Origin of the sequence: Nostoc sp. (assembly GCF_036917515.1) — a bacterium.
Lineage (GTDB): Bacteria > Cyanobacteriota > Cyanobacteriia > Cyanobacteriales > Nostocaceae > Nostoc.
On the sequence record NZ_JBALDE010000132.1, the window covers coordinates 64672 to 87686 of the forward strand.

The 23015-nt window shown below is 40.0% G+C and carries 19 protein-coding genes and 1 pseudogene; 6 read left to right on the forward strand and 14 right to left on the reverse strand.

Annotated elements, in window-relative coordinates; translation table 11 throughout:
* Positions 1–6 precede the first annotated feature (6 nt).
* The 8 genes and pseudogenes from V7K89_RS17210 to V7K89_RS17245 form a co-directional block, all read right to left on the reverse strand.
* Entirely contained in the window at positions 7–1671 is a 1665-nt protein-coding gene (locus tag V7K89_RS17210) for a tetratricopeptide repeat protein (protein ID WP_335189165.1), read from the reverse strand.
* Positions 1668–2993: pseudogene (locus V7K89_RS17215) on the reverse strand (ATP-binding protein). Before V7K89_RS17215 ends, V7K89_RS17210 begins: the two are co-directional and overlap by 4 nt.
* A 254-nt stretch (positions 2994–3247) precedes the next feature.
* Complete coding sequence (cofG, locus tag V7K89_RS17220; protein WP_335189167.1) at positions 3248–4228, reverse strand: 7,8-didemethyl-8-hydroxy-5-deazariboflavin synthase subunit CofG; 981 nt, start codon at positions 4226–4228, stop codon at positions 3248–3250.
* Positions 4229–4341: 113 nt separating this feature from the next.
* Complete coding sequence (gene crtW / locus V7K89_RS17225; RefSeq protein ID WP_335189169.1) at positions 4342–5103, reverse strand: beta-carotene ketolase CrtW; 762 nt, start codon at positions 5101–5103, stop codon at positions 4342–4344.
* Positions 5104–5752: 649 nt separating this feature from the next.
* Entirely contained in the window at positions 5753–6196 is a 444-nt protein-coding gene (locus V7K89_RS17230) for an SRPBCC family protein (protein WP_334909772.1), read from the reverse strand.
* A 19-nt stretch (positions 6197–6215) separates the two neighbouring features.
* Complete coding sequence (locus tag V7K89_RS17235) at positions 6216–6404, reverse strand: CPXCG motif-containing cysteine-rich protein (RefSeq protein ID WP_012411100.1); 189 nt, start codon at positions 6402–6404, stop codon at positions 6216–6218.
* A gap of 11 nt (positions 6405–6415) precedes the next feature.
* A complete protein-coding gene (locus V7K89_RS17240) occupies positions 6416–8062 on the reverse strand; it encodes a B12-binding domain-containing radical SAM protein (protein ID WP_335189172.1) in 1647 nt (548 codons plus the stop codon).
* A gap of 21 nt (positions 8063–8083) precedes the next feature.
* Positions 8084–8281 carry a SemiSWEET transporter gene (locus V7K89_RS17245; protein WP_335189225.1) on the reverse strand — a complete coding sequence of 66 codons (198 nt, stop codon included), beginning with the start codon at positions 8279–8281 and terminating at the stop codon, positions 8084–8086.
* On the opposite strand from V7K89_RS17245, the gene V7K89_RS17250 reads away from it, so the two are divergent.
* Positions 8208–8372, forward strand: coding sequence for a hypothetical protein (locus tag V7K89_RS17250; protein WP_335189227.1), 165 nt, complete (start codon positions 8208–8210; stop codon positions 8370–8372). The two genes, V7K89_RS17245 and V7K89_RS17250, sit on opposite strands and share 74 nt — an antisense overlap.
* A gap of 60 nt (positions 8373–8432) precedes the next feature.
* Here V7K89_RS17250 and V7K89_RS17255 read toward each other — a convergent pair whose 3' ends face one another.
* The 6 genes from V7K89_RS17255 to V7K89_RS17280 all read right to left on the reverse strand — a co-directional run bounded on the left by V7K89_RS17255 (position 8433) and on the right by V7K89_RS17280 (position 15920).
* Positions 8433–10292 carry a hypothetical protein gene (locus tag V7K89_RS17255; protein WP_335189174.1) on the reverse strand — a complete coding sequence of 620 codons (1860 nt, stop codon included), beginning with the start codon at positions 10290–10292 and terminating at the stop codon, positions 8433–8435.
* Between the two features lie 128 nt (positions 10293–10420).
* A complete protein-coding gene (aroC, locus tag V7K89_RS17260) occupies positions 10421–11509 on the reverse strand; it encodes a chorismate synthase (RefSeq protein WP_335189177.1) in 1089 nt (362 codons plus the stop codon).
* A 348-nt stretch (positions 11510–11857) separates the two neighbouring features.
* Positions 11858–12940 carry a photosystem II q(b) protein gene (psbA, locus tag V7K89_RS17265; RefSeq protein ID WP_335189179.1) on the reverse strand — a complete coding sequence of 361 codons (1083 nt, stop codon included), beginning with the start codon at positions 12938–12940 and terminating at the stop codon, positions 11858–11860.
* Positions 12941–13162: 222 nt separating this feature from the next.
* Positions 13163–13834 (reverse strand): DUF2834 domain-containing protein, encoded by a 672-nt coding sequence (locus tag V7K89_RS17270; RefSeq protein ID WP_335189181.1) that lies wholly within the window; start codon positions 13832–13834, stop codon positions 13163–13165.
* Positions 13835–13965: 131 nt separating this feature from the next.
* The gene (gene hrcA / locus V7K89_RS17275; RefSeq protein ID WP_335189183.1) at positions 13966–15117 is read right to left on the reverse strand and encodes a heat-inducible transcriptional repressor HrcA; all 1152 of its coding nucleotides are present in this window, start codon (positions 15115–15117) and stop codon (positions 13966–13968) included.
* Positions 15118–15587: 470 nt separating this feature from the next.
* On the reverse strand, positions 15588–15920 hold the full coding sequence (locus V7K89_RS17280) for a rhodanese-like domain-containing protein (protein WP_292862223.1): 333 nt from the start codon (positions 15918–15920) through the stop codon (positions 15588–15590).
* 159 nt (positions 15921–16079) lie between these two features.
* On the opposite strand from V7K89_RS17280, the gene V7K89_RS17285 reads away from it, so the two are divergent.
* The 5 genes from V7K89_RS17285 to V7K89_RS17305 all read left to right on the forward strand — a co-directional run bounded on the left by V7K89_RS17285 (position 16080) and on the right by V7K89_RS17305 (position 23010).
* Entirely contained in the window at positions 16080–17741 is a 1662-nt protein-coding gene (locus tag V7K89_RS17285) for a DUF3352 domain-containing protein (protein ID WP_335189185.1), read from the forward strand.
* A gap of 220 nt (positions 17742–17961) precedes the next feature.
* Complete coding sequence (locus tag V7K89_RS17290) at positions 17962–18906, forward strand: Hsp70 family protein (RefSeq protein ID WP_335189187.1); 945 nt, start codon at positions 17962–17964, stop codon at positions 18904–18906.
* Complete coding sequence (locus tag V7K89_RS17295) at positions 18903–19775, forward strand: hypothetical protein (RefSeq protein WP_335189189.1); 873 nt, start codon at positions 18903–18905, stop codon at positions 19773–19775. The genes V7K89_RS17290 and V7K89_RS17295 overlap by 4 nt, the downstream gene beginning before the upstream one ends.
* Positions 19772–20281 carry a LysM peptidoglycan-binding domain-containing protein gene (locus V7K89_RS17300; protein ID WP_335189191.1) on the forward strand — a complete coding sequence of 170 codons (510 nt, stop codon included), beginning with the start codon at positions 19772–19774 and terminating at the stop codon, positions 20279–20281. The genes V7K89_RS17295 and V7K89_RS17300 overlap by 4 nt, the downstream gene beginning before the upstream one ends.
* Positions 20281–23010 carry a peptidase M, neutral zinc metallopeptidase site gene (locus V7K89_RS17305; protein ID WP_335189194.1) on the forward strand — a complete coding sequence of 910 codons (2730 nt, stop codon included), beginning with the start codon at positions 20281–20283 and terminating at the stop codon, positions 23008–23010. Before V7K89_RS17300 ends, V7K89_RS17305 begins: the two co-directional genes overlap by 1 nt.
* Positions 23011–23015: the final 5 nt, after the last annotated feature.

The window sequence follows — 23015 nt, forward strand, 5'->3', positions numbered from 1 at the left end:
TAGCGGTTATTGAGTTAAAGCTTGAAAACGCTCATCTTCACGGATACCATCAAAATCAGAGTCACTTTTTGCACATTCACGACATTCATTAGGACTTAGATTAATTGCTTTTTGTAGGTTTTCTAATGCCTGCTCAATATTACCTTGAAGGGTATAATAGCAAGCTTTGTTGTACCAAGCTTCGTGGTAATCAGGTTTAAATTTCAGTGCTTGGTTGTAGGATGCGATCGCCTCTTCATTGCGTCCTAAATCAAATAGCGCATTGCCCCGATTGTTCCAAGCTTCGTGGTAATCAGGTTTAAATTTCAGTGCTTGGTCATAGGAGTTGAGCGCTTCTTCATTACGTCCTAAATCATCTAGCGCAATGCCCCGATTGTTCCAAGCTTGGTAGTCATCTGGTTTAAATTTCAATGCTTGGTCGTAGGAGTTAAGTGCTTCTTCATTGCGTTCTAAATTGCCTAGCGCATTGCCCCGATTGTTCCAAGCTTGGTGGTAATCAGGTTTAAATTTCAGTGCTTGGTCGTAGGATGTGATCGCTTCTTCATTGCGTCCTAAATCATCTAGCGCAATGCCCCGATTATTCCAAGCTTTATTGTCATCTGGTTTAAATTTCAGTGCTTGGTCGTAGGAAGCGATCGCTTCTTTATTGCGTCCTAAATTGCGTAGCGCATAGCCCCGATTGTACCAAGCTTTGTGGTCATCTGGTTTAAATTTCAGTGCTTGGTTATAAGATGTGATTGCTTCTTCATAGCGTCCTAATTTGCGTAGCGCATAGCCCCGATTGTACCAAGCTTTGTGGTCATCTGGTTTAAATTTCAGTGCTTGGTCGTAGGATGCGATCGCTTCTTCATTGCGTCCTAAATCGTCTAGCACAATGCCCCGACTGTTCAAAGCGTCGGGATAATCTGGTTTAATTTTCAGTGCTTTGTCGTAGGATGCGAACGCGGCTTCAAATTCATCAGCAGAATGTAATAACCTACCCAGTTCACGTAGTAAACTAGCCTTTCGACTTTTTGTTTGGTGTTTTTCTGCAAGCAAGTCTTGAATTTCTAACACTTTCTCTGTCTTTTTTTCTTGGCTGAGTTTCAAATATTCATCATAATCTGCTTCATCTAATAGGCGAGATGACTCTTTATCTAACAATTCTGGTGTTGTCGGTAATTCAAATACCCCAGAACGCCAATCAAAAAAATCTGGGGCGCGATGAATAAAATAGTTTATCGAAAATGAACGTAAAAGAAAAACAAAGCTAATGGGAAAGTCATCTCTAAAGCGTTCTCGCTGTTGGTTTAAGTGATTTAAAATATGCGGAACACTAGTTAAATTGCTAAATTGTCCTTCTGTAATTTCACCAAAATTTCTTTTCTCATACTTATATAAAGAATATTCCAGACCTTTAATCAATAAAATATCAACTTGCTTGTCTTTAACAAACTCTGCCACTGGCTGATATAAATTATCAATCGACTCGACAAAGCGTAAGACTGCAATCTTCTTCTGCGGAATCTCCTGGGGAAGTTTGACAATAAACTTGTCTGCTTCTCCAGGTGTACATTGGACGAAAAACAAACCAAATCCTGATTTTCGCTTTAGTGCGCGAAGTAAGTCTTGGTAAGCTTCTTCTGGTTGTGGGGATAAATCATCATCCCAATCACTTAAATTTGGGTTCATGAAAGTTTCGCTACGGCTTCTTTAAATTCTGGAATTCCTTGAATCAATGGATGAATATCATACCAACGCTGCATCTCTCCCTCATCATCCAAATAGCGGTATTCTAAAAGACTGCGATTATACATCAAGCTCCGATACAAGTCATCATTAATAATCCGCTTAGAAGAAGACACTTCTGCTAACAGACACCATTGATGATTTTCCACAGCACGGCGAAAAGTATCTCTAGCTTGAGTAATTGCTCGTCGCACCGCCTTTTCTGAAACAGGTAACTCTTCAGTGCGTCCAATGGCATCTTGAGTTAACAATAGCAAATTCCTCACATGACCTCCACTCATCAAACAGAGTTTTTCTAAGGTTTGGAGACTGTCGAAAATTTCCGTTTCTAGTGATAGTTCCGGTGCAATTTGCCGGACTCGCTTGTTAATTACTTCTTTAACTTTCTTGAGTCCTGGCTGGTAAATGTCTCCTTTGAGAGTATTTACCATAATCATCGGCAAAATTTGGGGATCGCCGTAGATATCTCTGAGGTCTGTTGCTCTGGTAGAATAGACCATTGAAATGGGGACAGTGTAAATCAAATGGCAATCTAAAGCTTGGAGTTGTTCGCTGCGGTCTAAAAAGACTTCCTCATAGTTGGTGCGTTCTCCTTCTTTGACTAACACCATCCGGTCTAAATTATCGACAATTACCGCCAGTTGAGTTTTACCCGTAGGTAAGTTCTTTTTTGCATCCACCAGAAACTCATTCAACACCTGAATTAAAGTGACGGTGTAAGGATCAATTTTTTGGCGAATCTTCTGGCGTAATTCTGGAACAGCTCTTAAATTCGCAGTCAACTTGGCAAACTGAGCAAGTTGGGTTTCTACTTCCAGACTCTCAAACTCTATGGGAGTCTGCGCCAAATCTTTTAAATCTTCCTAACGACTTTTTAACCAGTTAAGTATCGGACGAGGACTAGCAATTTCTTTTAAATCTTTGAGCAAACGGCGGGTACAGGCAAGGAGTATATCTGTATATTGGGCATCTTCAGAATCGATATCCTCTTCATCAGCTGCAAAATAAACAACATAAAATTTCCGATTTTCTAAATACTTCTTTAACCTGAGTAATTCTGTAGACTTCCCTGCACCCCGATGACCAGAATACAATTGGCAAGTATTTGTATTTGCTAGTCGCATCCGATTTCCTAACTCTTGCTCAATATCCGCATCTCCCCGCACTTCCTGACAATCTACATATTTTGGATCGCCTGCGGGTAAGGGTTCAAAGGGGTTAAAGGCGTTGTAGAGGTTTGCGAGTAAGTCAGTACTATTAACCATAGGTAAAAAATATAGCAATGATGCTCATAATAATTGAGATCATACAGAATTGAGGTAGATGAATCCAATTCAAACACTCGTTGACGGAGATAAAAGGTGGATTCATCCACCTCAAATACTCGTCAACGGAGATAAAAGGTGGATTCATCCACCTCAAACACTCGTTGACGGAGATAAAAGGTGGATTCATCCACCTCAAACACTCGTTAGCAAAAAAACTACTACGAGATAGGAAAATCTCTACTTCCCTATTCTTACAAAAGAAAAACTGGGGTTAAAGTCTTTCGCCACTGTCTCACCGCTGTTTGTAATTCTTTCGATAACCAACTATCAAATTGCGGATAAACTGGCAAACGGGGCATCAATTCCCACCCCGCAGGCTGTAAAATTTCTCTTAATGCCTGTTCCTGAACATGAAGATAATCAGGATTCACCTCATCTTTTGGCCCTATTCCACCCAAATCTCGCGCACCAGCTTCGATACAAGCAAGTAACCATCGGTCATTTTTAACTAAATTCGGCGGAATTTGAATAGTAATATCTGGCGGTAAAATCTGACGCGCTTTAGCAATTACTTCTGGTAACTGATGAGGGTCAAAAGGTGGTGCATCAAAGGTTTGCTGATGTCCTGGACTATGAGGTTGCAAGATAACTTCTTGAATGTGGTGATAACGTTGATGCACTTGAGATATAGCTTTTAATGTTTCCCACCAATCATCAACTGTTTCCCCAATTCCCAACAGTAACCCAGTTGTAAAGGGAATCTGCAACTCTCCCGCCCATTGCAACTGCTGTAAACGAACTTCTGGTAATTTACTCGGTGCGTGCCGATGTACACTATTTAACAATGTTGGCGTTAACTGTTCCAACATCAGCCCCATCGAAACATTCACACGCTTGAGCTTTTGCATTTCTGCAAAACTCAGTGGCCCCACATTTGTATGAGGTAAAAACCCCATTGAAAGCGCTAATTCACACAAATTATAAATCCGCTCAAACCACGCCTGACGCTTTGGCGAATGGGGATGTACTTCACCGCTAAGTATGAGAATTTCACAGACTTTTTCGCTTTGAAGTGGTTTTAAAATACTGTTTGCATCTGAAAGACTCATCCAGGGACTTTTACCCGGTTCGCTGTGAAAGTTGCAATAACTACATCGATTAAAGCACTCGTAAGTGGGAACGATTGTATAAGCAGGACTATAGGTTACAAGACGAAAATTATTAATTGGCATAAGCAGAATAAATTTGCTTTTAGTAAGCAGCCTCAGGCTGATTTTAAGGGTTAGAAACGCTAACTAGAAACTTTTAATTATTCATGCCTACTTATTTATTAAAAAAACAAGAACTATTTTGCTTTATAAATTTTTGGTAACTGCCACCAAGCAACATGGGGATACTCGTGATGTTCTTCATGATAGCCGAAATGATAGCACGTAATAAATGACCACCAAATTGGACGGCTAATCGTTTGGGCACAATGAGGCTGAATATAACCTGTAATTGGTTCGCTATGTGGAAGGAAAGTACCAAAATAAAACAACTGGAATGAACTTAGAAGCGAAGGAAGCACCCAAAAAATTATTAGATTAGCATGGGGTATATGAAGGATGCGATTAGCAAACTGATATATAAGAGTTAGAGCAATAATTTGTCCCCAACTCCAGTAACCTTTCATAAAATGGAAATACCAAGCAAAGAAGCTTTTATGTTTACCATTATGAAAGTCTGGGTCTGTTTGAGTTGCTGGATTTTGGTGATGTAACCAATGCTTTTTTAATAATTTTTTATATGGTAAAAGACCATATAGTGATAGAGTTAATATCCCAATAAGATGATTAATTTTACTGTTTTGGGGAAACACTACCCCATGCATAGCATCATGAGATGTAATAAATAATCCCGTATATAAAAATGTTTGCCAAGCTATGCTAGGCAATATTATCCAAAATTGTAATTTTGAGATATCAAGAGGAAGTAATAAACTTAAGCTAATGACCCATGCGCTAATAATCACAATAGCAATGAAAAGTCCTTGAAACTGAAATTCACTTTTCACTACTGGAGTCAGTTTTATTTCATGGCTGGGTGGTTGTTCTAATTGAATCACGCTTTTACTCTGCCTAGTATTCAGGTGAAAATTCCTAAAATATAGTCACCATAAAAAGCACTAACCACCAGCCAGAAAACTCTATTAGTGGTAAGTGTTTTGCATCGGATAGTGCCAACACTTTAAGATATTTAGATATATTAAGTTGCTTGAACTATTATTACACATACAACCGCTATACCAAAAATAGTTTTTGGTTTAGAGGTTGATTTATATAAGTTATAATACTGCTAGTAAAGTATTATTAATAACTAGTATTTTTAATGTAGGATTTTTGAAACAGCCGAAGCCTGAGAAAAAGACGGTAACAGAATCAGCAGCAAGAATAAGGAACGAAATGTAGTAATTCCTGCATGACACTGTAGCCGTTGAGATTCCAAACTAATGTAGGCTAGAAAGTCATTGTTGGCAAGCGATCGCTCCAAAGTTCAGACCGAGGATTAAACCTCAACTCTAAGGATGAGATTTTCAAGCTTTTCAGGAAACACTTTGAAATTAGCGAAATAGTATTTATATTGTCAAAAAAATCTAATGGTAATTATAAAATTTATTGGTTTTTCTTATCTAAACTAATAAAGATAAAATAATAAATATGGCTCCTAGTAAGCTAAAAGTCTGGAGCCACTTAACTACAAGAGAATGCTCATAGTTACTCGCATTCTCGTTTAGTTACATAGTGGCGGTAGCGAAACATTGCTTCTAATTGCGCTTGCACTAGCCAACCACTGACAAGTTCAATAGTTCCTCCACCAGGCATAGAGAAGGAAATAGCGTCAGTTAATCTGGTTTTGCCATTTTCCAGTTCAAATTCATGTCGATGTAACCAAGATTCAAAAGGGCCAGATATCTGTTCGTCAGTAAACAGGCGATATTTGTCACATTCAGTATGACGTGCTAACCAAGTTAAGGGTAATGGGCCGAGAAACAAGCGAAATTCGGTGATAGCACCCACGTTTAGCCCTCCCTCACGACGAACCACTTGGACTGGCTGCCAAGGTGGATTCAACAGTTGTAAAATATCTGGCCTTTCGTGAAATTTCCAAACTACTTCTGGTGAGGCATTAATTATTGAGGAATGTTTAAAGTGCAGCATGGAAAGAAAAACCTAAAATTCAGCTTTCAGATTCGGTATCAATTTCGATATCTAGGGTATCTTCATCAACCCGCACATACAAAATATTTGGGTTACAACAAACTTGACAATCTTCAACGTAAGATTGCTGTCCTCCAGCACTCAAATCAATAAAAGTTAAGTTCGGTTCGCCGCAATAAGCGCAGTAATACTCAGCTGTGTTTTGCATCAAGTTTTCAGCTATGAATTCAATGGCTGTAGTTCTTTTGGAGATGGATTGATATAACTCTGAGCATCAGCCAAATGCTTTAGTAGTGTAGACTGTGGCAGAGGCCCTTGCAAGTGGCTCCAGGGTAATACTTGTTCTGTTGACCATTCGGCGTGGACGTAGAAATCTAAATCGGGGATTTGCCCTTTGAGTTGCTTGAAAGCACGTTTGTAGCTACCCAAGGAATCGCCAAAGTCACGAGTAAGTTCAAGAAGCTGGGAAAGTCTGCGATCGCCTCTCGATAACAAAGCCTGTATAATCGACCAATTATAGCTTTCTGGGCGAAATTCTATCCCCTGCGGTTTTAGCTGTTTTTGCAAAAACTGCAACCGCTTTTCGGCTTGGCGATTCACCCCAAACCATTGAAACGGCGTATGTGCTTTGGGTACAAAAGTGCTGCAACCGTATGTTAAGCGTAATCCTGGTGCAGCTTTTTTGATATCACGCATCATCGCCACAGTTTGCTCTAAATCTTCTGCTTCTTCACCAAGAATTCCTGCCATTCCGTAGAGTTTCAAACTTTTTAAGCCGCCAGCTTTGGCATTTATCGCTGCTTGAATAATTTCATCGTTATGCAGCTTTTTGTTGACGATTTGGCGGATTTTTTCGGAACCACTTTCTACAGCAATGGTAAGCGATCGCGTGTCTCGTTTTGTCAAAGTTTCTGCTAACTGGACTGTTACAGTATTAGTTCGGACTGAGGCAATACTGAGACGGACATCATCATACTTTGGCTGACTAATATAATCTAGCAACGCCTCAAATTCTGGATGTTGAGTGACTGAAGCCCCTAATAATCCTAGCCGATTTGTGACTTCTAAACCTTTGGCGATCGCTGGAATTAATGAATTTTCCAGACTGGCTGTTCTAAAAGGCAGTGTGAGATAACTCGCCAAACAAAAGCGGCACATTTCTGGACAACTTCTCACAACTTCCACCATATAAATATTTTCCCATGCCGCTTTTTCAGTAACTACAGTAGATGCCGATAGTGTATTTCCTTTATAAGTTTGCTTTTGCACCACTGCGGGAATTTCGGGAGAAATTGGTTTAATTGACTTTACTTCACCATCTTTCGTGTGATACTCCACTTCATACAAACTAGGTACATAAATTCCTGGTATTTGTGCAAGTCTTTTTAGTTGAGTTTGTCTTGAGGCATTTCTCACTTCTTTGTAAGCCTCAATAAAATTCCCTAACAGGGTTTCACCATCCCCCAGCAAAATTACATCAAAAAAATCTGCAAAAGGTTCGGGGTTAGCAGTGAGAACTGGGCCACCACCAAAAATTATCGGATGAGAATCATCACGAGAGGTTCCTCGAATAGGAATTTCTAAAGATTCCAGCAAATTTAAAATATTCACATAATCCAGTTCCCACGAAATAGAAAATCCCACAATTTCCGGCGTTCTGGGGAGTTGTTCGTGAGTATCGGTAAACAGGCGACTCACCTGCACATCATCACGCATTGCAAAAGTTGCCCACACTACCTGATAGCCAAGGCTTGTAATACCTACATTGTACTCATTGGGAAAGGCGAAGATTATGGGGATAGCGTTGGTGTCTGGGGTAGTAGGGGTAAAGAGAAGACGTTCAGAGTCAAATACAGATGATGTCACAGGTGTTTGTTAGAGGCAAGTTTATCTATATTTAATTTTAAGCCATAGAATAATTAAGTTAAAAATCAATGTTATGGCATTAGCAAGAATAATTGGCAAGGATTGTAAATAAATTCCATAGATTAGCCACAAAAAAACACCACTTATGAATGTAATCAGCGTAACAAAAGAAACATCTTTTGCTGATTTTGTTTGCCAAGTTTTAAACATTTGTGGCAAAAAAGAGATTGTGGTTATTGTGGCGGCAGCTAATCCTAAAATTGTTATAAAATCCATGCAATGTAACCAGATAAATTCATTTGTAGTTTAACGTCAAAGTAACACTTGTCTTACATTAAAATTTACTTAGTTTCTCTTTTGCTTTTTTGATTCAGATTTTATTATTTGAGTTTTTGATATAAGACTTTGCCCAAGCATACCGCTGTGGATCTTTATTTAGTAGGTAGTTTATCACTTGCCGACGCTGACTTTCATCCTTAGTATTCTTCACTACTCGCTTGATTTCAGAATCCATATCTCTAGGATTAGCACCACGTTTTATTGCTTCTTGAAACCAATATTCACCATCTGAATATTGATGTCGTTCAAAACAAATGGCTCCTATCAAAGTGTAAGGGTGATGGCTTTTTGGTTGATACTCAATAGCTTGACGGGCGCAATTTTCTGCTTCATCTAATTTTCCAATATCTCGAAAAGCTCCACCTCTGCTAGTTAGCAAAGCTGACTTAAGTTTATTTTCTTTAATTTTGTCTAATTGCAAATTATTTGTCAGTTGCAATGCCTGTTTTGGTTCATCTGCTTTGCGCCAATGGCTGCTCGCATTTGCTAAGTTCCATTTGTTCTCAGTGCGTTGAAACTTCTGCTCATAAAAATTTGCTTCAATTGTGTGGTAAGCAATCCAAATTTTACCAGAGAATAATTTAGTCTCTTGATACTGAGACTCTTTTTGCCTATAATAACTATATGTTGGTTGAAGTACTTCAATTCTAGTCTCTTGAAGCCAAGCAACATCTGTTGGTTCAAGTCGCTCTTTTAACTCAAGCTTTTGCAAAATTGTGTATAAAAGACTGGTGTGTAATTTATCTTGATAGCCTAAAACATCATATTTTGATTTCAAAGCTGCAAAGTGCTTTTGTTTAGCAAAAATAATGATATCTTCATATCTATTATTTTTCAACCACTCAATTTCTGACTCATTAAGTAGTTCTCTTGAATCTATTTTATATTTTAAAATAGAGACATATTTTTCATTTGCAATTTCTATAATCTTAGTCAGCTTGCGTTTTTTGAGGAAGTTAATGTCCTGTTCACCTAACTGATTCGACAACTCAAGTCTTTTAAGAATTTTATACAGGTGACTCTTGGGCGATGAATCCTGATACTCAGTTGCTTTATACTTAAGTCTCAAAACGGCAAATTCTCGTGTTTGTTCCAACTCTTGAGCAATGGCAATAGTTTCGCTAAGTTCTTGCTGTTCCAACCAGTTAATCTCGGAATCACTCAAATTATTTTTGGCATCAATATTTTGCAGTATTGAATATAGTGGATTTGATAATGATAAATCAGAGTGTAGATTCACTTGGTATTTATCTCTTAATTTAGCAAAGTGAGTTTCTTTTACAGACTCTTGTTGTTGAAAAATTTCTGCTGTTTCAAAGAGTTCATTATCCATCAGCCAATTATATTCAGAATTACTTAAACGTTCTGTTAACTCTAATTTTTTGAGTATTTGATAAAGTTGACTATCAGGATATGAGTCTTGATATTTAGTAGCTTGATATTTAAATTTAAGTTGACTAAATAGTTTTACCTCTTGAGCAATTTTATTAGTTTCATATAAACCATTTGCTCTTAGCCATTTAACCTCTGAATCAGTAAGGAAATTTCCTGACTCCAGTTTCAAAAGAATGAAATAGAGATGACTAGATTCCCAGGAACCGTTATAAATTGTAGCTTTGTACTTAGACTTCAATTTGGAGAATTCAAATTCTAAATTTCCAAATTCTTGTACTTTATATTTCTGCTTTTGCTTGATAGCTTCTAAAGTCTCCTCAAGCCGAGATTCTCCCAACCAATTAGATTCTAAGTCAAGAAGTTCAATTCCTAAGTCAATTTTTCGTAGTATAAGATACAGCAAACTAGCGGGTAATGAATCTTCATATTGAGTTGCTTGGTATTTGGACTTTAAAGCAGCAAAGTGTTCTAAGCGATTTTGAAACTCTTTACCCATATTGCTAACATATGCGACCGCACGTAGTTAAATGTGTTATCCGCCACTATAGCAATATCAGTAAAAAAGGGCGAGTCAGAAACCCACCCTCGAAGCATAAATATTTACTGAAAGTCAAAGTATAACCCCTACAAAACCTTACACTGTCCATGATGCCGTAACAAATGGTCACACAACACCAGTGCCACCATCGCCTCGACCATTGGAACTGCACGCGGTAAGACACAAGGATCGTGTCGTCCTTTCGCCGCTAGTAGCGTTTCTTCACCTTCACGAGTTACTGTTTTTTGCTCTTTTCTAATTGTCGCCGTTGGCTTAAATGCAACTCGTAAAATAATATTTTCCCCATTGGAAATTCCCCCCTGAATACCACCAGAACGGTTAGTTACAGTGCGAATTTCACCATTTTCATCAATATAATATTCGTCGTTATGCTCAATTCCCGTTAACAGCGTCCCTCCGAAACCGGAACCAATTTCAAAGCCTTTGCTAGCCGGGAGAGACATCACACCTTTAGCGATATCAGCTTCCAATTTATCAAATACTGGTTCGCCTAAACCTTTCGGCACATTACGAGCTACACATTCTACGACACCGCCGATAGAATCACCTTGTCTACCAACTTGCTCAATTAATTCAATCATGAGATCGCTACATTCGGCATCAGGACAGCGAACGATGTTGCTTTCCACTTGTTCTAAGGTGACAGTATTTGGATCGACTACACCTTCCAAGTCCTTAATGCGCTTGACATAACCGATAACTTCAATATTGGCAACTTGACGGAGAATTTTTTTAGCGATCGCACCTGCTGCTACTCTGCCAATTGTCTCACGCGCTGACGACCTACCTCCGCCTTGCCAATTACGAATGCCATATTTTGCATCATAAGTTGCATCTGCATGAGAAGGGCGATACTTCTCGGCCATTTCGTCGTAATCTTGGGAACGAGTGTCTTTGTTCCGTACCAAAATCCCTATAGGTGTTCCTAGTGTTTTGCCTTCAAATACACCTGATAAAATTTCGCAGGTATCGGCTTCTTTGCGAGGTGTGGTAATTTTACTTTGTCCCGGACGCCTTCTATCTAATTCTACTTGAATTTCTTCTACCGAAATTTCTAGTTGTGGAGGACAACCATCAATCACAACCCCCACACCACCGCCGTGAGATTCACCAAAAGTAGTTATACGAAATAGATGACCAAAAGTATTGCCCATGATCTTAAAGAAAAAGGATGAGGCTTATGTATTTTAACTAGAGTTTGTGCAAAAGTTAATTTTTATGCTTTGGCACTCGCAATGTGTAAAAGGGACTGAGGACTGGGGATTAGGGATTGGGGATTGGGTAATCAGCTGAAAAATGATGTTTGGGGTTATTACCTACAGCAAATTTTGGAATGTTTTCCCAGTACCCAGTCCCGGAGCGGCGTTTTTCCCACCGCTAACATAAAGGTATAGCGGGGGACTCTTCACCGCAATCATGTTGACGTATAGCCTTTACCTATACAAATAAGAGAGCGCCCTCCGTTACCAGAGGGCGCTCTCTTATTTAGCTAAACTTGAGAATTAACCGTTGATAGCAGGAGCGGCTAGAGCTACAGGAGCAACATCACCAGCAGCCAAATCTAGAGGGAAGTTGTGAGCGTTACGCTCGTGCATTACTTCCATACCCAGGTTAGCGCGGTTGATTACATCTGCCCAGGTGCTGATGACGCGACCTTCAGAATCAATGATTGATTGGTTAAAGTTGAAACCGTTCAAGTTGAATGCCATTGTGCTTACACCCAAGGCGGTGAACCAGATACCGACTACAGGCCATGCTGCTAACAAGAAGTGCAAGGAGCGGCTGTTGTTGAAAGAAGCGTATTGGAAGATCAGACGACCGAAGTAGCCGTGGGCTGCAACGATGTTGTAAGTTTCTTCTTCTTGACCGAATTTGTAACCGTAGTTAAGGGACTCAGTTTCGGTGGTTTCACGAACCAAGGAAGAAGTTACCAGAGAACCGTGCATTGCACTGAACAAGCTGCCGCCGAATACACCTGCTACACCTAATTGGTGGAAGGGGTGCATCAAGATGTTGTGTTCTGCTTGAAACACGATCATGAAGTTAAATGTTCCGCTTATTCCTAAGGGCATACCATCAGAGAATGAACCTTGTCCGATGGGATATACCAAGAATACTGCACTTGCTGCTGCAACGGGAGCAGAGTATGCGATTGCAATCCAAGGACGCATTCCTAAGCGGTAGGATAGTTCCCATTCACGACCCATGTAGCAGAATACGCCAATCAAAAAGTGGAAGATTACCAACTGGTAAGGACCGCCGTTGTACAACCACTCATCTAGAGATGCTGCTTCCCAAATTGGGTAGAAGTGCAAACCGATGGCGTTGGAGGAAGGTACTACTGCACCTGAGATGATGTTGTTTCCGTAAATCAACGAACCTGCTACTGGTTCGCGGATACCATCGATGTCTACTGGAGGTGCAGCGATGAAGGCGATTACGAAGCAAGCGGTAGCTGCTAGCAGGGTGGGGATCATTACTACGCCGAACCAACCGATATATATGCGGTTATTGGTGCTGGTGATCCATTCGCAGAATCGATCCCATACGTTGGCGCTTGAGCGCTGTTGTAAGGTTGCTGTCATTGTTTTATAAATGCGATTATTTGCAGATGAATTTTAGGTAGGTTTGACTACCTGTTACATATCTTAAACAATTTATTGCGTTTTGTAAAGTACTTTCGGAAAAAACTTTTTCTTAGGATTTACGCACCCACAGAAAATCCCCAAACCTTTGAAAAAGGGGGGACTTTAGGTGATACCACTTGGAATTTTAGATTGTGGATTGTGAAAAATGCACTTTATTCTTCAATTCGCCACTGGCTGCTTGGATATGGATGTACTCACTTCTGGCAAAGGTGGACGCACAGATAAATAAACCAATGGGCCAAATAGCGGTATCAAGGTTATTAACCAGAAAAACTGCGGATTTTTCCAACCGCGACGTGCCATATCATCCCCCAATAATGCAGGAAATAATAGGCAGAGTAAGCAAAAATCTAAACTCATCACATTGATGAAACGGTTAGTTTGCCACTCTTGCACAAAACTGCCCCAATCTCCTGCTCTTAAACCGTAGGTAACTAGAATAACCGTGGCTACCGTTAACACAAAACCAGTCACACGAGAATCTAGCAACTTGAGCAAGGTATTCTTTTGACCGAGAAACTGATTATTTGGTTCTCTAAGAGCTAAGTACGGCAACAAGGCAAAAGCACCAACTGCGAAAGAAGTAGTAGAAAACAGCCAAGCAGGTATTTTTTGTCCTCTACCATCAATAAAGACTACTGCGCTGTAAATAAGAGGCCAGATGCCCATGAGGTTGAATAGTACTATGACCAACGGGTTAACACCTTGCCACTGGCCGATAGAAAGGTTTTTAATTAACTCGAATGTACCGACTTGATCAGGAGGCGCGAAGAAAAAAGCATAGACAACAAATCCGAGCCACAGTAGACCAAAGGCAATTTTTCTAAGCATGAAAGATTTGAGTAGTATTAATTATTGATTTTGCCGTTACAAATTCGGCTATCTGCTTGCTATGGTATTGTTCACTCACCTAAAGGCGTAGTGGCTTGTTCCTAAATATAACCTGATACGATTAATCCCTATTAAGGATTGAAATAATTGAAAGCTTCTGAGAGGTAATCAGCAGCAGATGCTACTACTGCGATCGCACTTTCATAATCTAGGCGCGTTGGTCCCAAAACTCCCACACTTCCTACGGGTATGGAACCTCGGCGATAGTTAGAAGAAATCAACGTGCAGGTACGTATCGGTTCTAATCGATTTTCTGCGCCAATACGAACCGTTACCTTTGGTTTTCCACCATCTTCTGGTTCTGGTTCCTCAAATATTAATCGCCACAGTTGGTCTTGTTCTTCTTCCAACAGTTGGATAATCGTTTGTACTTGCTGTAACTGGGAAAATTCTGGCTGGCGCAAAACTTCTGATACACCCCGAACCATAATTTGGGTTGCAGTCGGTGCAAGAGTGCGACGAGTCAATTCGGCAACTGAGTTTTTCAAGAATTCTCCGTAACGTTGGAACTCTTGATCTAGTTCGCTCCAGTTGAGGTAAGCTAATTCCAACAAACTTCGCCCCCGCAGGTGACTATTCAAAAAGTTAGAAACAATCTGCAACTCGCGATCAATTACCTCTGAATCCCGTTGTGTTTCCTCTGGTATTGGCGACAAATCCATCAATTTAGAATGTGTCTCGTAACCATCTGTTACCACAATCAGCATGATCCGTCCGGCTTCAATTTGCACTAATTGCAGATGTCGCAATAGCGCTGTGGTCGTTTGCGGCATAGTAATCAAGCTAATGCAACCACTCAAGGTTGCTAAAATCTGCGCGGCTCCTTGCAGTAGGGTTTCTAAACTCCGATCTTGCCACTGTAGCTGCTTTTGCAATGCCACCTCTACTTCTCGCCCTAAAATTTCCGTAGCACTTTGTGGAAGCAAGCTACGTGTAGTATCTGTTTGCGACACACTACGCGAACGCAGAGAAGGTGTAATTAGCTGGTCAACATAAATGCGATAGCCTGAATCTGAAGGTACACGTCCAGCAGAAGCGTGTGGTTGGTAGAGTAATCCAGACTTTTCTAAAACGCCCATCACATTGCGAATTGTCGCCGAGCTTACACCAAGGTCGTACTCCTCGACTAAAGCCTTTGAACCAACAGGCTCTGCCGTAGCAATATAGTGACGTACCGTTGCCCAAAGTATATGCTGTTGTCGATTTGTTAACTGAACTTCCATTATGGTATGTTTTGCTGAAGGCAAATTTTAATCAAACTCTGAAAAAAAATTTCTGGATTTAATCGAAAACACAGAATATTAATAATTTATTAAGGTAGCAAATTATATAACTACATTTTGATAATTATTTTTAAAGTTTATATATACAGCATTTTTAAGAGTAAAGTTGGCATAGTCGCTCAACTTTTTTTGCAAAAGCTGCTGATTATAATGTACCCTTACGATGCTTCTTTATAACCGTACTTTTGCACAAAATTGTATATGCAACAGTATTATTAAATACGTATTTGTTTCCAGGGACTACTGCCGAACTGTAATTTAGAGCAATCCAACATTTTTGTGCAGATGTACTTGATGCCCAAATTTCAAACTTTCTGGCAAGCCTCTAACATTGATGTACTTCTATCTTTAGCATAGCAAAAGTTAGATGGAAGAGTAAGTTCCATCTGAATAATGTATTCGAGCAAAAGCTAATACTGAGGAATTGAAGGGTCTACTAGTTGGGAATAGGCATCAATACCACCCGAAATATTTTGCACATTTGTAAAACCTTGGGCAATCAACCACTGGCACATTTGGGCAGAGCGGATGCCGTGATGGCATAACACCAAGGTTTCGGCTTCGGGATTGAAGAGGGTAGGTACTCGATCTCCCCATTCCGCAAATTGACTTAAAGGTAAGTTGACAAAGCCCTCAATGCTAGCGATCGCCAATTCTTGTGGTTCCCGCACATCTACTAGCTGAATACTTGTATCACTAGAAGAAAGACGTTGCGCCAGTTCTTCTACACTAATTTGATTCATGAGTTCCCTGTCATGAGGTTTTCGTAAACAGTCCTAATACTATTTATGGTGACAGAAAATTTCTGCCTTGACATCAGCATCCATTCTCAAGAGGGTTGATTAATTCTGCTAGGCTTTCTGCTTAAATGGCTGTAAACCGTCTTTTTTAATAGGTTTAATGTGAATAGGCAACGTTCATTTATCGGTTTTATCGTAGCTGGGGCGATCGCCTTGCTAGTAATTGCGATCGCAAGCTTTTACTGGTTTTTCGCTAAAAGTCCGGCTAACCTCATTGCTTCTAGCTCTGGTCCTGGTGCAGCCATATTCGTGTCGAAACTGTCCCCTGCAATGGTTTCATTATTAACCAATCCTGACCGTTTGCAGGTCTTGGAGCGGGAAGAGGAACTATCTAAACTCAAAACTAGTTTATTCGCTAAGAGTGGCATAGATTACAAACAAGACATTCAACCCTGGTTAGGGGACGAAATTACATTAGCGATTACCACCTTAGATATTGATCGCGATTCAGAAAACGGACAGCAGCCAGGGTATTTGTTGGCATTAGCAACCAAGCAACCAGAAAAAAGCCGCGAGTTTGTCGAGTTGTTGTTTTCTAAACGAGCGTTAGCCGGAGCAAACTTAGCTGTTGAACAATATAAAGGTGTAAAACTGATTTCTGACAATTCTCAACCAGAAGAAAACTTGCTTGCTGGTGCTGTTGTCGGTGAAAGCTTCGTCTTATTTGCCAACGATCCGAAAGTACTACGAGATGCTATCAATAACGTCCAAGCACCCGATCTGAATTTGACTAGCTCACCCGAATACCAAAAAGCTACCAAAGAACGGCTAAAAGAAGGTTTAGCTGTAGCTTTCTTGAATCTTCCTATCGTAGCAAAATGGCAAGGGTTAGAGTTACCAGAACAACTTTATAATAGTCAAATCATATCCTTGGTGTTAAATCCCCAAGGATTGCTGGCAGAAACCACCTTTTTGACTTCATCAGAAATTGTCCCTCCATCTGCACCGCTATCTAAACCTGTGGAAGCATTGCATTATGTTCCAGCATCCGCAGGTTTAGCAATTTCCGGCTCGAATTTGAGTAATTTGGGTGACAGCGATCTAGCCAAACTCTGGAGACAAGCAACAGCAACCGTATATGGTTCTGGAGAAGATGTGGTTTCTCGGTTAGCAAAACCTTTGGTGGATGTTCAAAAACGCTGGGGTATAAATTTACCAAAGGATATTTTTAGCTGGGTACAAGGAGAATATGCTATAGCATTGTTACCTGAGAAAGAGCAAACAACCCCACATTGGATTTTTGTGGTGGAAAAATCCGAAGGTGTAGAACAAGGCGTTGCTCGATTAGATGCGATCGCCTCATCTAACGGATTCAGTATCAATACCCTAAATATAGACAAGCAAAAAATCTCCGCTTGGACAGAGTTAATCACAGCTACAAAAAAAAGTGATGTCAAAGAAGGAGCATCTTTCAGCATTGAAACAAAAGTGCGGGGATTGCATACAACTTTCGGAAATTACGAAATTTTCGCCTCTGACTTGGAGACGATGAATGAAATTCTCACAACCAAGGATAATTCCATAATTGACAATCCCAATTTCAAAGATAGTATCGCTGCGATTCCTTTACCAAACCAAGGTTATATATATCTTGACTGGACAAAGAGCCAGAATTTTTTAGAGCGTCAAGTACCGATTCTCAAACTAGTGGAAGTCTTAGGTAAACCATTTTTTAACAACCTGCGATCGCTCACAGTTAGTAGTTATGGAACTGACAGGCGATCGCTCAAAGGTGGCGTTTTCTTCAAACTCCATAATTCCTGAGATTTTCATAAAAGCTCAAAGTACAGAAGGTAAAAAATCATTTTATCTTCTGCACTTTCTTGCCCCATGATATTTACGTAGATTTTCTGTAGCATTTGCTATTTGTATTTGTAATCTTTGGATAGATACAGGCTGCTGGCTTAGAAATTTCGGTTCGATGTGGCAGTGAGTCTCAAATACATCAGAAATAATTTACACAATACCCAGGTAGCGATCGGTAATGGGCAAGGCAATTGGCATTGATCTAGGAACAACGAATTCTGTCGCCGCTTTTAAGTTAGCAGAAGTTGAAGTGGTGACAGCTAATGATAATACGCCTCCAGATAGGAAACTGACGCGATCGGTCATTGCCTGTGAGCAAAATAAATTTTTGGTAGGAGATCAAGCTTACAACCAACTCAGGGCTAATCCTGAAAACGTGGTTGTTTCCATCAAGCGCCTAATAGGAAGAGGTTTTGGCGATCCAGCAGTACAAAAACAAAAGTCAGAATTTGGCTACAAAATTGCTCAACCGAGCCAGGGTACAGACAATGGTATTGCAGTGTGGCTAGGAGGCAAAGAATATCAGCCAGAAGATATTTCTGCTGAAATTCTCAAAAAAGTTGTGCAAAATGCCCAAGCTTATCGCCAAGGAATTGGTAAAACAGGCGAAGTCATAGACCAAGCAGTTATTACCATCCCCGCTTACTTCAATGATAAACAACGTCATGCTACCCGCACAGCTGCACTCAAAGCTGGAATCACTCCTTTAGAATTGCTCCCCGAACCCACAGCTGCCGCCATATCTTACGGCTTTTCTCCAACTGGGGAAGATTTTAAAACAATTTTAGTTTTTGATTTTGGCGGTGGTACATTTGATGCTTCAGTGATTCAAGCAGCAGGAACTTCATTTATTGAACTGGGAAAAGCTGGGGATTTATGGTTGGGAGGAGATGACATTGACTCTCGGATCATCAAGTTTGTTAAACAGCAATTTGCCCAGCAAGAAGGAATTGCTGATATTGATGGCTTGATAACCAAAATGCCCCACTATCAAAGGGTGCGATTTAATGCTGACTTGAAGTTAGCAGTAGAACGCGCCAAAGTTGAACTAAGCACTGCTACAGTATCTCGGATTGCTCCTGCGACTCAATTACTTGACGAATTGGGTATTGCCAACGTTTGATTCACTTTCAACTTTTCAGCCCCGATCAAGTAAGGCAAGATTTAGATGAGATATATGAGGATGAAAGTATTGGAAGTATTTGGTTGGGTTTAAAGCAATCCTATCCACGCGGGACAGAAGTTTTAGTCAACTTGGAGTTAGATGAAAAAAATAGTGGGCTAAAGATGACTGCCACATTGAAAAATGCCCCTTCACAGAGAGTGAGTCGCACCTTTTCGCGAGGATACTCAGATGAGAAAATATATAAGGAATTAGAGGAAACGATCGCAGAACTCAACGACCAAAACCTAACTCCTCTCGGTGTGGAAGAAGCGCTGAAGTTAGCCTTACCAGTCGTGGAGTCAGCCAACAAAATCATCGATCCGGATACGGGAAAGGAACGCGGCTATTTACGCGATGACGCTAGTGCAAACTTAAGAAAATTCCAGGTATCCATGTCTAAGGAAAGCCTAAAAGCCGAGTATCTAATGAATGAATGCGATCACCTAGTTAAATACTGCGGATCGATAATTCCTCAACCACAGCAGGAACGATTACAAAGACTGAGTCAAGAATTGCAAGATGCCATCAACACCAATAACCTCTCCAAGATAGAATCTCAGAGTGAAGATGCAAGACGAGAACTAGACAATCTACCTGATGAGGTCAAGCTTATTCAAGCTTGTTTTTTAGCAATTCGTCAAGCTTGTGCAGTTGCACCGACTGAAGCAAATACCATGTCTGACAAACTTTTTCGGATGCTTGGCGCTATGGAAAGTGATGATGGACAGGAAGCTAATCGCTTGTGGAATGAATTGCAACCAGACATCCAGCGTTGGCTAAATGAGGAGTTACCCAGCAACAGCATTGTCACAGGAATAACGCGATGAAGATGAAGTTGAATTGTCCTGTGTGTGATTACCAAGAAATTGAAGGTGACACTTGTCCTAACTGTGATACCGACCTTTCTATAATTCGGATGCTTCAAGAATTACCGCAGGTGGAAAATCCTGTGCGACAAGTAAAAATTTCCAAATGGCAACTAGGAGTTGCTTTACTCCTGCTAATTATTGGCATTGGGTTGGGAGCAATGGGCAGTTTTATATTCCTGCAACCACAGTTACACACATTAACTGTCTCTTCTTCCAATCCAGTTATTAGCGATCGCCTAAAACTACCAGTTAATCATGCTCCTGTGACAGCTAAGAAACCCCCAAAACCAATTACCTATACTGTAAAATCAGGAGATTACCTCAGCGCGATCGCCCAAAAATTTTGTGGTAAGGGAACCTCTTGGCAAGTAATGGTTAAAGCCAACCCCCAACTCAAAGGACGGGAAGATGATATAGACGTAGGGGATGTGTTAAAAATTCCCAACTGCAAGGAGGACGCTTAATGAGCATCCTTGATAGTTTGAATGCCTTAACTAAAACTTTACTGGGAGTCGGCATTGTTGATGCCTGGAAACAAGTGCCACTGACTAAAGAAGCCAGCCAAAAAGCAGCACAATTAGCCCAAAACAAATACCTGCGAGAAGCGGTAATGATTGCAGAAAAAGCTCTCGCTGCCTGGTCGAGAAAACCAGGTTTTTGGGAGCATTTGATTTGTCAATTGCTGCTGGGTAAGCTGTTAGACAATCTTACTCAGCAACTAAAGCAATGGCGCTATCAAGTAGCAGAAGTGGATAAACTAGCTGCTAATGCCAAAACCCTTCTCAAGCAAGATACGGGCGACCCTTTTGAAACACAAGTACTTGCAAATGCGATCGCCATTTATCAACGCTGTACCAAAATTCTCCACGATGATCGCATATCGCGGGTAATCAAGCAATACCAAGAAGAACTGCAACGACGACAGCAGTTTTTGAATTTAGTGACACAGGCGCAGTCTCATGCAGAAAATCGATTTTATAAAAATGCGATCGCAGTTTACCGAGAGGCACAAAAGCTTTATTCTACTGAGTCTTTAGAAAAGGCGATCACTGCAAGTCTTGCCCAAGTCCAACAAGAAGAAATTTACGATGCTGCTTTTCAAAAGGTGCAACAAGCTGAAAGTGAAGGAAAATTACAGGCAGCGATCGCACTTTTAAAAAATGCTTTGACTAACTTTTCTCGCTCTGACGGACTTCATTTACTACAAAAGCTACAACAAACACTTAAAGGAAGAGAACAGTTTCGCCAAGGGTTAACAGCAGAAAAAGCGGGTGATTTTAAGGCAGCTACATCTCTTTATACAAATGCTAAATTGCTCTTGCCCAACTCTACATACTGCCAAATCCGGTTAGCACTTGTGGCAATTAAAACTCAGGCATGGGCAACGGCACTAACTCACTTAGAAGCTATACCTGGAGAACAAGCTGCTTACTTGCGGGGATTTGCCTACGCGCAACAAGAAGATTTACAAGTAGCTTATAAAGAATGGCAAAGGCTGACTACTCCTAACATTGCCAAGCAACGAGAGATAATCAAAAACCTTTCGCAACGTCAACGCCTACTAAGACTACAAAATATAGAACAGCTGGTAAAAGCTGAAAATTGGGATAATGCTAAAACAGAAAGTACACAATTTATCCAAAAATTTGGTTTTGATCCGTTAGTCGATAAAAATCTCAACGAACACATTCAGCCTCGTTTAGAAGTGGAAGTATGGCAAGAAAAAAACTGGAGAATTATTGTTGATAATGCTGAAAAAGCCTGGATTTCAAACCCTAATATTACCACATTGCATAATTGGGCAATAGCAAATTATTATCTTGCTCAAACTGAACCTATAAAGCTTTTTAGGTTAATAATTTCTTTTTCAACAGCCTTAGCAAATATAACTGAAGATCCAAGCCTTCAAGATGTGCCTTGGTTAGAAAATAATTCTGTAGAATTTACCTCAATTTCTTTAAATATAAAACACCGAATAGCAACGTTAATAGATACTTACAAAGATACAAACATTATTGAATATTTGAATTTACGTGATTACTACCGATTAGAATTACTATCTCTAAACCTGATGGGTGAGCCGTCAAAATGGGGAATGAAAATAAAGAATATATTTATCACACCTGGTTGTTATCAGCATTACCTTCCTCAATGGCAAGGTAGTTACGACAATAGGATAAATGCTAACCAAAAAATTTTAAATTCCCTGTATACAAATTGGGGATTAGCTATGGCTGCTTGTTTAGAAGGAGATTACCAAAGAGCAATTCAACTTAAACCCTTAACCACAGATAATTCTGATATTGCAGCATTTGCTCAGAAATTTGTTGCTTATCATGAAGGTTACTATCAGCTACAGCAGCAGAAATGGCAAGAGGCAATTATTCCTCTAAAGCAAGCAAAGCCAGAAATTCAAGCTAGTAACGATTGGCAACAAGAAATAGATAGACTTTGTGGATTGCAACGTCAAACAATATCAGAATTTCAAGAACATTTAGAGTTTGCCCAGTTTTGGTATGACCTTTTAGGAAGTAGAGACGCTAGAAGTTATCTAGCTGAGTATAAGGCAGAACAAATACGCGAACAAATTGCTAATGAACAACTTTCATTAGCAACAGGTCTAAGAGAATTACAAAAACTAAAAGAAATTGACAATCAAAATCCTGTTGTAATTGACTTAATTCAGAGAATTGAATTTCAACAAGAATTAGAATTAATTGAGAATTTATTAAAAAATAATCAATTTGAAGAAGCTGTACAACGTGCTAAAAAATCCCAGGCTCAACGTATACGTAATATTGTATCAGATATTTGCGTAGAGATATTAATCAAGGGTTTCCAAAATCGTGATTTAGGATTTGAAGATATTTATCAATTAGGCTATTGGGCTTATGAACTCTGTCCAGATGATCCAAATGTCCAAGAAGTTTACAGGTTTAGTCAAGAACTGAAGGATATTCAAAATTTAATGAAATGCGATCGTTTTGATGAAGCTGTTCATCGTGCCAAATACTCACAACATAGCTCTATTCGTAACTATGTCGCTGAGTTTTTTATTAATACCTTGGTTAAGGGTATCCAAAACCGCAATTTATCTTTTGACTTAATTCAGCAATTAGGTCGTTGGGCTTATGAACTTTGTCCAGAGGAACTTGCTTTTCAAGAAATTTACCACAGTCTGAAGATTCGTTAGTTAAA

Excerpts from the sequence above, each read along its gene's own strand:
- psbA (WP_335189179.1), bottom strand. The coding sequence starts at position 12,940 with ATGACAGCAACCTTACAACAGCGCTCAAGCGCCAACGTATGGGATCGA.
- aroC (WP_335189177.1), bottom strand. The coding sequence starts at position 11,509 with ATGGGCAATACTTTTGGTCATCTATTTCGTATAACTACTTTTGGTGAA.
- V7K89_RS17280 (WP_292862223.1), bottom strand. The coding sequence starts at position 15,920 with ATGAATCAAATTAGTGTAGAAGAACTGGCGCAACGTCTTTCTTCTAGT.
- V7K89_RS17290 (WP_335189187.1), top strand. The coding sequence starts at position 17,962 with ATGGGCAAGGCAATTGGCATTGATCTAGGAACAACGAATTCTGTCGCC.
- V7K89_RS17235 (WP_012411100.1), bottom strand. The coding sequence starts at position 6,404 with ATGCAAAACACAGCTGAGTATTACTGCGCTTATTGCGGCGAACCGAAC.
- V7K89_RS17230 (WP_334909772.1), bottom strand. The coding sequence starts at position 6,196 with ATGCTGCACTTTAAACATTCCTCAATAATTAATGCCTCACCAGAAGTA.
- V7K89_RS17250 (WP_335189227.1), top strand. The coding sequence starts at position 8,208 with ATGAATGTAATCAGCGTAACAAAAGAAACATCTTTTGCTGATTTTGTT.
- cofG (WP_335189167.1), bottom strand. The coding sequence starts at position 4,228 with ATGCCAATTAATAATTTTCGTCTTGTAACCTATAGTCCTGCTTATACA.
- V7K89_RS17210 (WP_335189165.1), bottom strand. The coding sequence starts at position 1,671 with ATGAACCCAAATTTAAGTGATTGGGATGATGATTTATCCCCACAACCA.
- V7K89_RS17255 (WP_335189174.1), bottom strand. The coding sequence starts at position 10,292 with ATGGGTAAAGAGTTTCAAAATCGCTTAGAACACTTTGCTGCTTTAAAG.
- hrcA (WP_335189183.1), bottom strand. The coding sequence starts at position 15,117 with ATGGAAGTTCAGTTAACAAATCGACAACAGCATATACTTTGGGCAACG.
- V7K89_RS17305 (WP_335189194.1), top strand. The coding sequence starts at position 20,281 with ATGAGCATCCTTGATAGTTTGAATGCCTTAACTAAAACTTTACTGGGA.
- V7K89_RS17270 (WP_335189181.1), bottom strand. The coding sequence starts at position 13,834 with ATGCTTAGAAAAATTGCCTTTGGTCTACTGTGGCTCGGATTTGTTGTC.
- V7K89_RS17300 (WP_335189191.1), top strand. The coding sequence starts at position 19,772 with ATGAAGATGAAGTTGAATTGTCCTGTGTGTGATTACCAAGAAATTGAA.